Below are 10982 nucleotides of genomic sequence, written 5' to 3' on the forward strand. Positions count from 1 at the left end.
CTGCCATGATCGCGCAGGACGCGGGGAAAGGAAGGCAGAACATGAGCGAGGTTGTCGTCGGGGTCGAGGGGTTGCGGAAGGAGTTTTCGCCCGGCCAACCGGTGGTGAGCGGGCTCTCCTTTTCCCTGCGCCGGGGAGAGGCGCTCGGGCTGCTGGGACCCAACGGGGCGGGGAAGACGACCGTCGTCCATCTCCTGCTCGGCCTGACCACTCCCACCGCGGGCAAGGTCGAGATCTTCGGCCTGCCGGTGCCCAGGATGCGGGTTCCGATCCTCGAGCGGGCCAACTTTGCCTCGGCGTATGCGCTCCTCCCCTCGAACCTGACCGTTCGCCAGAACCTGATGGTCTTCGCCCGGATCTACGGGGTCGCCCGGCCGCGGGAGAAGATCGCCGGGCTCTTGTCGGATCTGGAGATCGGCCCGCTGGGCGATCGGGTCGCCGGAGAGCTCTCCGCGGGCGAGGCGGCGCGGGTGAGCCTCTGCAAGGCGCTGCTCAACGATCCGGAGCTCCTGCTCCTCGACGAGCCGACGGCGGGGCTCGATCCCGACATCGCGGACAAGGTTCGCCGACTGCTTCGTCGGCTCCAGGTCGAGCGGGGAATCGCCATGCTCTATACCTCGCACAACATGCGCGAGGTGGAAGAGGTCTGCGACCGGGTCCTCTTTCTGCGGCGAGGACGCCTTCTTGCCGAGGGGAGCCCGGCCGAAGTGCTGCAGCGCTTCCGCTGCGAGGACCTGGAGACCCTCTTCATTCAATTGGCTCGGGAAGAAGAGGAGACCCTTCCCGAAGAGCCCGGAGGGAATCACGGTGGGAGCGGATAGGATCCGGTGCGATCGGTTGCAGGCCCGAGGGAAACCCGGATGAACCCTCGGCGCGTCGGAGCCCTGGTTCTCCGCTATACCTACGTCTACCAACGGAGCCTCCTGCGGCTGCTGGAGATCTTCTTCTGGCCGGCCATCGACCTGCTCGTCTGGGGCTTCCTGACTCTCTACCTGCAGCAGGAGGGGCGGGTGCTTCCCGCGGGGATCGCGTTCCTCGTGGGAGCGGTGATCTTTTGGGACATCATCTTCCGCTCGCAACAGGGAATCACGCTCTCCTTCCTCGAGGACATCTGGTCGCGTAACCTGCTCAATCTCTTTGCAGCTCCGGTGCGCGTCACCGAGTTCGTGGGGGCGACCTGCCTGGTGGGGATCCTGAAGACGTTGGTGGTGGGGGCCTATCTGGGTCTGCTCGCCTTTTGCCTCTATCGGTTCAATCTGCTCGCGATCGGCCCGGCGCTCCTTCCGCTCTTCGCCAATCTCCTCTTGATGGGCTGGTCGCTCGGGATCGCGACGACCGGGCTTTTGCTTCGCTGGGGCCAGGCCGCGGAAGCGCTCGCGTGGGCGATCCCCTTTGCGATCCAGCCCTTTGCGGCCGTCTTCTACCCGGTCAGCACCCTTCCGTCTTGGTTGCGACCGCTGAGCTGGGCGATCCCCGCAACCCATGCCTTCGAGGGGATGCGGCTCGCCCTCCGCGGGCGTTCCGCCTGGGGAGAGCTCGCCTACGCGACCCTCCTCAACCTGGTCTACCTGGCTCTGGCCGGCGCCTGGTTCGGCCTTCTCTTCACGGCGGCGCGGCGGAAGGGGCTGCTGGCGAAGATCGGAACCCAGTAACGGGCGGGAAGTTTCGGGAGAAGGCCATGGTCCGGATTGCCGTCGAGGGAGCCGATCCGAGGTTCGACCGGGGAGGGCTCGCGGGATGCGCCCTGTCGCTGCTGGAGGCCGGGCTACGGGCGGTCGATCCCGCGGAAGCGATCCGCCGCGCGGTGCGGAGGGAGGGCGAGAGCCTCTGGGCGGGCGGGCGGGAATTCCCGCTCGCCGGGGGAAAGGTGCTCCTGCTCGCCGCGGGCAAGGCGGCCGGGGGAATGGCCGCGGCGCTCGAGGAGCTTCTCCAGGGACGGCTGTCGGGCGGGCTTGTGACCGTGCCCCCGGGGGCCCTCCTTCCCCCGCTCGCCCTCCCGGTGCGGGAGGCGGGCCATCCGCTTCCCGACGAGGCGAGCCGCTCCTGCGCGGAGGAGGTGGCCCGGCGGCTCCAAGGAGCGAGACCCGAGGACCTCGTGGTGGTCGCTCTCTCGGGAGGGGCCTCTGCGCTCTGGAGCCTGCCGGCAGCCGGGCTCGAGCTTGCCGATCTGCAGGAGACGACCCGGCTCCTGCAGCGGAGCGGGGCCCCGATCGAGGAGGTCAACATCGTCCGGAAGCATCTCGACCTCCTCAAGGGAGGTGGCATCCCGCTTCTGGCCCCCAAGACCCGACTCCTCGGCTTGATCCTTTCCGACGTGGTCGGAGACCGGATCGACATGGTCGCTTCCGGCCCCACCATGCCCGATCCTTCGCGCTTCTCCGATGCGTGGCGAGTGCTCCAGCGGAGGGATCTCTGCGACCGGGTTCCGGTCGCGGTACGGGACCGGCTGATCGCCGGCCTGGCCGGAACGCTCCCGGAGACTCCGAAACCGGGCCATCCCGCTTTTGCCCGGGTCGAGAACCTCTGTGTCGGGAGCGCGCAGGATGCGGTTGCGGCGATCCTCCGCTCGGCCCGGGAGCAAGGCTTTGCTGCGGCCTGCCTCACAAGCTCCCTCCAAGGAGAATCGGCCCCGGCGGGCCTCCTTCTCGGAAACATCCTCCGGGAGGAAGCCCTCTACGGCCGTCCCCTTCCGCGTCCTTGCCTGCTCCTGGCCGCCGGAGAGACGACGGTTCGTGTGACGGGAACGGGGCGGGGCGGACGGAACCTCGAGCTCGGTCTGGCTGCCGCCTCTTGTCTGGCGGGGCTGGGGCGGAGGGTGCTGCTGGCCTCCCTGGCGAGCGACGGGAGTGATGGGAGCAGCGAGGCGGCCGGAGTTCTGGTGGACGGAGAGAGCGGGATGCGTGCGGAATCCGCCGGACTCGATCCGGCCACCCTGCTGGCAAGCAACGATTCGCTCGCCTTCTTTCAGGCCGCAGGCGGCCTGCTGCGGACCGGGCCGACCGGGACCAACGTCAACGACTTCAGCCTGCTGCTGGCCCGGTAGCGTGTCCGAAAGCTATTCGGGCAGCGCCGGGGAGTCGGGACGATCGCCCTGCAGCCAGCTGAAGGCGGCCGCGGCCCCAAGAGCCACGATCCAGCCTCCAAAGAGGAGAAAGAGAAGCAAGAGGCCGCAAGAGGTTGCCACTCCTGTGGCCAAAGCGGCAATCAAATTAATAATCATAATAGTACCAGTTCTTCTCGTTGTGCATCTTGCCTGATAATGCTCGCGTGACGATGCGATGCTTATAAGCAAACAAAATAGGCATGTCCAGACAAAAAGATATTTCGATGGCTTCTTTGGCAAGCCTCCAAGTCAGTGGCCTTCGCACGGAGTTTCCTCTATCCTCGGGGAGGGCCCTTCGGCGAACGAGCGGGCAATTCCTGGAGAAGCACGGGTGTCCATGGATGATGAGACCTTGCGGGATCAGACGCGCGAAGTCGTAGTGGATGCTCTCCGGGAAGCGGAGAGGGAGGACAGGTGGCTGCTCTACCTCTCGTTCTCGATCATCCTCATGGCCGTGCTGGGAACGATCGTGGGCACCGTATCGGAGGAGGAGGTGACCAGGATGATCCTCTTGCGCAACGAGGCGGTGCTCTTGCAGAACAAGGCGACCGATGCGTGGGGCTATTTCCAAGGGAAGGTCCTTCGGGAAAGCCTCTACCAGGTGGCCAACCGGCTCAAGCCGGATCCCTTCTTCCTGCGGGAGAGTGCGCGCTTCGAGCAGGAGAAGGCGCTGGGCAAGCAGCAGGCCGAGGAGTGGGAACGGGAGGTCGCGGCCCGAATGGCCGAAAGCGAGCGGGCGCTCCACCGGCACCATCTCCTCCGGGTAGCGACGGTCCTCCTCCAGCTGGCGACCGCCGTGGGATCGGTGGCCGCCCTGGTCAAGCGGAAGAGCGCCTGGTTTCTCTCTCTGGGGATCGCTCTGGGGGGCGCCCTGCTCTTTCTCTGGGGATCTCGGTGAGGGGCGAGGCGTTCGGGCAAGGAGGAGCTCGGAGGTGCGGCCCGCGCGGGCTCGCGGCCATCGTCCTCTGTCTCTGGCTGGCGGGGATCGTCCGCGCCCCGGGAGCTGTCGACCTCGGGGAGGCGCGGAGCTTCCCGGAAGGGGGGCGGTGGATCTATCTGCACCGCGCTCCCGACATCGTCGGCTACCAGGATTCGTCCTTGTCGAAGGGCCAGGAAGAGGGGGAAAGCGACATTGCCTGCCTGCTCGTCCTCCCCTCTTCGGAGGACGGCCTCAGGCCCCGGGAAGCTCTCGACCGGCTTCTGCAGGACGCCTACCTCTCCTATTACAACGAGATGGTCGCCTCCCGGGCTCCCTATTTCCGCCGGCAGAAGCTCTCCTTCTTCCTGATCCGTCCGGGCTCCCTCCCAGACGAGCAGGGTCATTTCGCGGGCGGAGAGGTGACGGCGGCGGGCACGGTGGGCCTCGCCGAGATGGCGGCGGCGGTCTTCCCCAAGCAGGTCTCCCGGCGGCAGGTGAGGATCGTCTGGGGCCGGGGGGAAGGGGAAGCGGTCGGCTTCGCCGATGCGTCGGGTGGGGAGGCAGAAGGGGCCGGGGAGGGTGCCCGACGCCGCAAGACGCTCCTGGCCCTGCGCGAGGCGATCGACGCCCGCTCGCCAGCGAGCCTGGAGAAGATCCTGGCCGCTGAACCGCGCTACCCCATCGATTACGGCGGCCCCGATTCGGCGCTCGTGGAGGCGACGCGGCGCGATCCCGAGCTCGCCCAGCTCCTGGTCGACCGCTACGGAGCCGATCCGACTCGCCAAGCCTCCGCTCTGGTCGCGGCACTCCCCTCGGCTGCGGACCCGGCGGCGATCGTCGCCATGCTCCAGGGCTTCTTCAAGCGCGGTCTCCGGGTCAATGCCGCCGCGGACACGGGGGAGACGCTGCTTCACCGGTGCGTGGCCTTGCAGTATCGGTCCGTCGCGACCTTCCTGCTGCTGCAGGGCGCCAACCCGAATGTGCAGGACCGGAGGGGAATGACCCCGCTCATGCTCGCGGTGGAACGGCGGGACCTGGAGATGGCCAAGCTGCTCCTGGAGCATGGCGCCGATGCGCACACGGTGAGGAACGGGAGCGGGGAAACCGCCGCGGAGATGGCTCGCCACCTGCCAGAGCCCGCGTTGGCGAAGCTGCTGGAAGAGAGCCCCTGAAAACGCGGGCGGAACTATTCGTGGTGCCGCTGCTCGCGCCAAGCCGCCCGGTGGTGGAGGATCCAGTCGAGCAGCGCCTTCTCGAAGCCGATGTCACGACCCCGCTTCTCGCTCTCGAGCCATTTGTGCCTCAGGATCTCCTCCCGCTCCTCGAGATATTCCCGATAGAGGGCGGAATTCGTCAGCAGGGATTCCTCTTCCCCCGGGGACAAGTCTCTTTCGGAAAAGCGATCCATGGAGCTCGCTGCGACCCTTCTGCTTGGGCTTGCCAACGCCAGGCGCCTCACGTCAAAGCCCCTCCTGGTTGAGAGGGAGATCGAGGATGGGGAGAAGCCCGTCCGGCTCCGCAAAGCTGCAGCGTCTGCTTCCGTAATGGCAGGAAGCGGCATCATGGATCGCGCTCTGGCGCGCTCTCGCTCTCAGCGACTCTCTCTCCGCTGGCAGCCGATGCGCTGCTCGCTCCGCCCCGGATGTGCCAAGGAGGGTTCTGGCCTTCTGCCGGCAATGACCCGCTTGGGGCAATCGCTCGACCCAGCGCGCTGTCGCGTTTCGGCATCGATCTGCGCAAACCAATTCCTCGAGCTCCTCGTGTTCCCGAATCCGAAGGAAGGCGGCAGGCCTTCCCCCGCGCCACAAATTGTGCGGGCGATTAGAACTATGAGGCGGATAGGCTGTCAAGGATTTTCTTTGCAGCAGCGCGAAACGCCTGGCTCGAAGGCCGGTCCGGCTCGGCGAGCACGATCGGCGCCCCCAGGTCGCCCGACTCCCGGATCGCGATCTCCAAGGGGATCTCTCCCAGGAAGGGGACGCCGATCCGCTCGGCTTCGCGTCGCCCGCCGCCCGACCCGAAGATGTCGTAGCGGTTTTGATCGTTGGGACAGAGAAAGTAGCTCATGTTCTCGAGGACGCCGAGGAGCGGCACGTTGACCTTCTCGAACATCCCGACCGCCTTCCGGGCGTCGATCAAGGCGACCTCCTGCGGGGTCGTGACGACGACCGCTCCCGAGAGGCGGACGGTCTGGACGATCGTCAGCTGGATGTCCCCGGTTCCGGGTGGAAGGTCGAGGACGAGGACGTCGAGATCGCCCCAATCGACGTTCCGAAGGAACTCCTGGGTGTAGCGGGTCACGAGCGGTCCGCGGAGGACCGCCGGCTGATTGGTGTCGAGCAAGAGGCCCATGCTCATGACCCGCAAGCCGAATCGCTCGATCGGGACAAGACGCTGCTCGGGCGTGACCCGCGGCGATTCCTGGGTGCCAAGCATGAGCGGGATGCTGGGCCCGTAGATGTCGCAGTCGCAGAGGCCGACCGCCGGGGCCCCCTCCTTCTGGAGGGCGATCGCCAGGTTGGCCGCAACCGTCGACTTGCCGACGCCGCCCTTCCCGCTCGCCACCGCGATGATGTGGCGGACTGGGGAAGGGGCGGCCTCCCGGGTGCGGCCCGCAGCGGTTCCGGCGGTCGCGATGGCTACGTCTACTCGTGCGACCCCCGGAAGCCCGGAAAGGCGCTCCCGCACCTGCTCCTCGATCTGTGCGGGGATGTGGGGATCGGTCGTCGTCAGCTCCATCCGGAGGGAGATCGCCCCGTTCTCGACGGCGACCTCCTTGACGAGGCCGAAGGAGACGATATCGCGGCTGAATCCGGGGTACTTGACCCCTCGGAGCTGCTGACGGACCGCTTCGGGGGTAATGGGCTCTGGCATAGGATCTTATCGATGTTTCTGGATCTCGCGGGGAAGGGGGAAGCGTGCAAAGACGGGCAATCCACGCATCGCTATTGACCTGGAACGGCCCAAGTCCGTATGAAAGGCCCTGCTTCCTACTCGCATATGGAGCAACTCATCCGCTTTTCGTTCAGCTTCCTGATTTTACTATCGACTCTGCCCCGCGCCTTGCAAGCCGCGGCTGCGGTCGACCTGGGCGTCGATGTGTTGGCGAAGCGCCAATTTCGCGAGCTCCAGGGAAAGCGAGTCGGGCTGATCACCAATGCCTCGGGAGTCAACAAGAACGGCGTTTCGACCTTGGATCTTCTGCTCCATGCCCCGGGAGTGCGTCTGACGGCCATCTTCGCCCCGGAGCATGGTCTGTACGGAACGACCTGGGCGGGAGAGAAGGTCGATTCCCTTCGGGACCCCAGAAGCGGCCTGCCGATCTATTCCCTCTTTGGAGATACCCGGAAGCCGACTCCCGAGATGCTCCGGGAGGTCGATATCCTGGTCTACGATGTTCAGGACATTGGCTGCCGGAGCTACACCTACATCAGCACGCTCGGGCTCGCGATGGAGGCGGCTGGAGAAAACGGCAAGGAGTTTTGCGTCCTCGACCGCCCGGACCCGCTCGGAGGCGTGCGGAGCGAGGGGATGCCGCTCGAATCGCGCTTCCGCTCCTTCGTCGGCGAGTGGGACGTTCCTTATGTCTATGGGTTGACCGCCGGAGAGCTGGCGCAGATGATCGCCGGGGAGCAGTGGATCAGCAAGCGGCCCCGACTGACGGTCGTGACCATGAACGGCTGGCGCCGCGAGATGCTCTGGGAGGATACGGGCCTGCTCTGGATCCCCCCTTCACCCAACATTCCCGAGCCCGAGAGTGCCTTCTTCTATGTGCTGACCGGGCTGCTCGGGGAGATGAGCGGCGTAAACAATGGCGTCGGTACCCCGCTCCCCTTCGCCCTGGTCGGCTCTTCGGCACTCGATCCCTATGCCTTCGCTCGGACCCTCGGCCAGCGTGGCATCTCGGGGCTGGTCTTCCGGCCGGCCCGGTACCGGCTCTTTGGCAAGGAGGCGCGCAACCCAGTCTACGGCGGGGTGCAGATCCACCTCCGGGATCCGCGGAGCGTGCCGCTGATCCCGACGGCGCTCACGCTCCTGGAAGAGGTAAACAAGGCGCTCAACGGCTCTCCGATCGCGGGAATGCGGGCGGAGGACTCCGCGATGTTCGACAAGCTCTGCGGTGGCGACTCGGTCCGGCTGGCGCTCCAGCAGGGGAAGTCGATCCAGGAGGTGTGGGAGAGCTGGGAGCCCTACCTCGAGGAATATCGGGTGCGCCGTCAAAAATATCTTCTCTACCCGGAGGTCTCCGCGCATGCTCCGCTTGGAGCAACGGGGAGCGGGCGCCTTCCCGCGGATGCGGGGGAGCCGGTCATTCCGAAGGCGCAACCGGTCCCCGCAAAGGCAAAGGAGCGGTGAGCCATCCCTTCCAGATCGTATTTAGCAAGGCGAGCCTGGCCGAGCTTGCCGCGCTTCCCAAGGACATCCAGCTTCAGGTGCTCGCCGAATTCGAGGTCCTGCCGCGCGAGCTCCAGGAGGGCGCGTCGGAGAAGCTCGGAACGCTCGAGCGGGAGGGGCAGAAGCTGCGCCGCTTCCGCTGCCGGGATTACCGGATCTATTTTGCCCTGACCAGTGGCGGGGTTCAGGTCTACCGGATCCTCCACAAGAACACGCTCGCCGACTTTCTCTTTCGGAGCAACCTGCCCTTGGCCGAGGATGAGGAGCTGCAGAAGAGCCCCGCCTTCTGGCGGATGATCGACGGGCGGGAAAGCTAGCTTCCCCCGGACGAGGCTTGTGTCGCCCAAATCGGATTTCGTTGTCGTCCATTTCGGAAGATCGGCTCCGCCAAGTCGGATGGTAAGACCGCCTCCCAGGCAGGATCGCAAACGGTTCTGATCTCCTCGGAACGACCGACTTTCGTGGCCCCGGAGGGCGTCCGTCCGCATTTGCGCTGCAGCCACGAGAAGACACCCGCTTCCTCTACCCGGCGATCTGGAGCTGGGCGATCTTCGAGGCCACATGGGCGCTGCTCGTGTGCAGCTCCTTCATCTCTGCCGCGCTGAGCGGCAGCTCGACGATCTTCTCGACCCCCTCCCGACCGAGGATGACCGGCACTCCGACGAACTGGCCGGTGATGCCATATTGCCCGCTGCACCAGGCGGAGCAGGGCAGGAGTCGCCTCTGGTCGCGCACGATGCTTTCGACCATCTGGGTGATGGCCGCCGCCGGGGCGTAGTAGGCGCTCCCCTTCTTGAGGTGGCGGACGATCTCGGCTCCGCCATCCCGGGTTCGGGCCACGAGCTTCTCGATCTGCTCTTGGGAGAGCAGGGCCTCGATCGAAACCCCGTTGACCGTGGCAAACCGAGGAAGGGGCAGCATGTCATCCCCGTGGCCCCCGAGAACCATGGCGTCGACGTCGGCTTGGGCGACTCCCAGCTCCATCGCGATGAAATGGCGGAAGCGGCTCGAGTCGAGGATGCCCCCCATGCCAAGGATGCGCTCCTTGGGAGTGCCCACTTTCACCGCCGTCAGATGGGTGAGGATATCGACCGGATTGGTCACCACGATCACGATCGCCTGGGGTGCCTGCTCGCGGAGGTGATCGGCGACCGAGGCCACGATGCCGGCGTTCCGCTCCAGAAGGTCGTCGCGGCTCATCCCCGGCTGCCGGGCGATCCCGCTGGTGACGACGACGAGCGCCGATCCGGAGAGATCCTTGGGATCGTTCGTCCCGACGACGCGGGATTCAAATCCCAGGATCGGGGCGGATTCCATCATGTCGAGGGCTTTTCCTTGCGGAAGGCCCTCGACGATGTCGTAGAGGACGACCTCGCCCAGGTTCCGCTCGATGAGCCGCTGCGCCGTGGTGGAGCCGACAAATCCCGCACCAATGACCGCGATCTTCATGCCGGGTCCTTTTTGGCTCCTCGACGGCATTTAGGAAAGAACTTCCGTGAGGAAGGCCGCTCCCCAGCGCACCGTTGCCGGGATGGGACGGCGAGGGGACCTTCTCCGGGAGAAGCGATCCTCTTTGGCACGAGTCGTGCTTCCTTGGCCTTAGCCATTGCCTGTTCTCCTCGCTGGGGGAGGGTGGCCCGATCGGTCGCACTCCCCCAGCACTCCGCGCCGGGAGCAGCCCCCGAAGAGGGATGGGGAGATGGCATTCTCGCTTGCCATTCGGAGCCGAAAAGGAAAAAAAGCCTCCAGCGCCTTGGAGAAGCCATGCGCGGGGAGCGGTTGCGCATTGCGGCTTCCGGCTGCGGGGAGATGAGGTTGAGCGCCGGGGAAGTGATCGATCTTTCCTATCCGTTCGACGATCGGACCGTCTACTGGCCGACCGAGACGGGATTCCACTACTGGTATGAGCAGCACGGGCGGGTGGCCGGGAGGGGCCACTTCTATGCGGCCGGCAAGTTTTCCGCGCCCGAGCATGGTGGCACCCACATGGATGCTCCGCTCCACTTCTCGGAGGGAGGAGCTTCCGCCGATCGGGTTCCGCTGACCCACTGCATCGGCCCCGCCTGCCTGATCGACTTTCGGGAGCGAGCGGAGGAGGACCCCGACAGCGCGCTCTCGGTCTCTGACATCGAGAGGGACGAGGCACGGCACGGCCCGCTGCCCGAGGGAGCGATTGTGGTCGCCCACTCGGGCTGGGGGAGCTACTGGCCGGACAAGAAGCGCTACCTGGGAAGCGACCGGTGGGGGGAGGTGCAGAACCTCCATTTCCCGGGCTTCTCACCCGAAGCGGTCTCCTTCCTTCTCCGCGAGCGGAAGGTGGCGGCGCTGGCGATCGATACGGCGAGCCTCGATCCGGGCCGCGCCGTCGATTTTCCCGCTCATCAGATCTGGCTCGGGGCGGGGAGGCCGGGCTTCGAGAATCTCGCCCATCTCGAGAGGCTCCCCCCGCGGGGAGCGACGCTCTATGGCATCCCGATGAAGATCGCGGGGGGGAGCGGGGCCCCGGCCCGGGTCTTTGCCGTCGTTGCGTGATCGGGGCATGGACGAGAATGCCTCAGCCCAAGC

Annotated in this window: 12 protein-coding genes; 8 read left to right on the forward strand and 4 right to left on the reverse strand. The window is 66.2% G+C overall.

Annotation, left to right across the window (positions count from 1 at the left end):
• Window positions 1–41: 41 nt before the first annotated feature.
• The 3 genes from MacB4_RS09420 to MacB4_RS09430 are packed head-to-tail and all read left to right on the forward strand — an operon-like array spanning window position 42 to window position 3043.
• Window positions 42–821: an ABC transporter ATP-binding protein gene (locus tag MacB4_RS09420; protein WP_206863580.1), complete on the forward strand. Its 780-nt coding sequence runs from the start codon at window positions 42–44 to the stop codon at window positions 819–821.
• Window positions 822–860: 39 nt separating this feature from the next.
• Window positions 861–1652 (forward strand): ABC transporter permease, encoded by a 792-nt coding sequence (locus MacB4_RS09425; RefSeq protein ID WP_206863581.1) that lies wholly within the window; start codon window positions 861–863, stop codon window positions 1650–1652.
• A gap of 26 nt (window positions 1653–1678) precedes the next feature.
• Window positions 1679–3043: a glycerate kinase gene (locus MacB4_RS09430; protein WP_206863582.1), complete on the forward strand. Its 1365-nt coding sequence runs from the start codon at window positions 1679–1681 to the stop codon at window positions 3041–3043.
• 12 nt (window positions 3044–3055) lie between these two features.
• Here the strand turns inward: MacB4_RS09430 and MacB4_RS09435 are convergent, their stop codons facing one another.
• A complete protein-coding gene (locus MacB4_RS09435) occupies window positions 3056–3220 on the reverse strand; it encodes a hypothetical protein (RefSeq protein WP_206863583.1) in 165 nt (54 codons plus the stop codon).
• 220 nt (window positions 3221–3440) lie between these two features.
• Between MacB4_RS09435 and MacB4_RS09440 the strand changes: the two genes are divergently transcribed.
• Window positions 3441–4001, forward strand: a complete 561-nt coding sequence (locus MacB4_RS09440; RefSeq protein WP_206863584.1) for a DUF4337 family protein — start codon at window positions 3441–3443, stop codon at window positions 3999–4001.
• Window positions 3998–5194 carry an ankyrin repeat domain-containing protein gene (locus MacB4_RS09445; protein WP_206863585.1) on the forward strand — a complete coding sequence of 399 codons (1197 nt, stop codon included), beginning with the start codon at window positions 3998–4000 and terminating at the stop codon, window positions 5192–5194. The genes MacB4_RS09440 and MacB4_RS09445 overlap by 4 nt, the downstream gene beginning before the upstream one ends.
• A 14-nt stretch (window positions 5195–5208) precedes the next feature.
• On the opposite strand, the gene MacB4_RS09450 is transcribed toward MacB4_RS09445, so the two are convergent.
• Together MacB4_RS09450 and MacB4_RS09455 are read right to left on the reverse strand one after the other, a co-directional pair.
• Window positions 5209–5430 carry a DUF4032 domain-containing protein gene (locus MacB4_RS09450; RefSeq protein WP_206863586.1) on the reverse strand — a complete coding sequence of 74 codons (222 nt, stop codon included), beginning with the start codon at window positions 5428–5430 and terminating at the stop codon, window positions 5209–5211.
• 419 nt (window positions 5431–5849) lie between these two features.
• Window positions 5850–6896, reverse strand: a complete 1047-nt coding sequence (locus MacB4_RS09455) for an Mrp/NBP35 family ATP-binding protein (RefSeq protein ID WP_206863587.1) — start codon at window positions 6894–6896, stop codon at window positions 5850–5852.
• A gap of 126 nt (window positions 6897–7022) precedes the next feature.
• On the opposite strand from MacB4_RS09455, the gene MacB4_RS09460 reads away from it, so the two are divergent.
• Window positions 7023–8378 carry an exo-beta-N-acetylmuramidase NamZ domain-containing protein gene (locus tag MacB4_RS09460; RefSeq protein WP_206863588.1) on the forward strand — a complete coding sequence of 452 codons (1356 nt, stop codon included), beginning with the start codon at window positions 7023–7025 and terminating at the stop codon, window positions 8376–8378.
• Window positions 8375–8734: a type II toxin-antitoxin system RelE/ParE family toxin gene (locus MacB4_RS09465; protein WP_206863589.1), complete on the forward strand. Its 360-nt coding sequence runs from the start codon at window positions 8375–8377 to the stop codon at window positions 8732–8734. The genes MacB4_RS09460 and MacB4_RS09465 overlap by 4 nt, the downstream gene beginning before the upstream one ends.
• Window positions 8735–8939: 205 nt before the next feature.
• On the opposite strand, the gene mdh is transcribed toward MacB4_RS09465, so the two are convergent.
• Window positions 8940–9866 carry a malate dehydrogenase gene (gene mdh, locus MacB4_RS09470; protein ID WP_206863590.1) on the reverse strand — a complete coding sequence of 309 codons (927 nt, stop codon included), beginning with the start codon at window positions 9864–9866 and terminating at the stop codon, window positions 8940–8942.
• Window positions 9867–10181: 315 nt separating this feature from the next.
• Between mdh and MacB4_RS09475 the strand changes: the two genes are divergently transcribed.
• Window positions 10182–10949 (forward strand): cyclase family protein, encoded by a 768-nt coding sequence (locus MacB4_RS09475; protein ID WP_242529219.1) that lies wholly within the window; start codon window positions 10182–10184, stop codon window positions 10947–10949.
• The last annotated feature ends 33 nt before the right edge of the window (window positions 10950–10982 follow it).

The organism is Methylacidimicrobium sp. B4 (assembly GCF_017310545.1).
Taxonomy (GTDB): domain Bacteria; phylum Verrucomicrobiota; class Verrucomicrobiia; order Methylacidiphilales; family Methylacidiphilaceae; genus Methylacidimicrobium.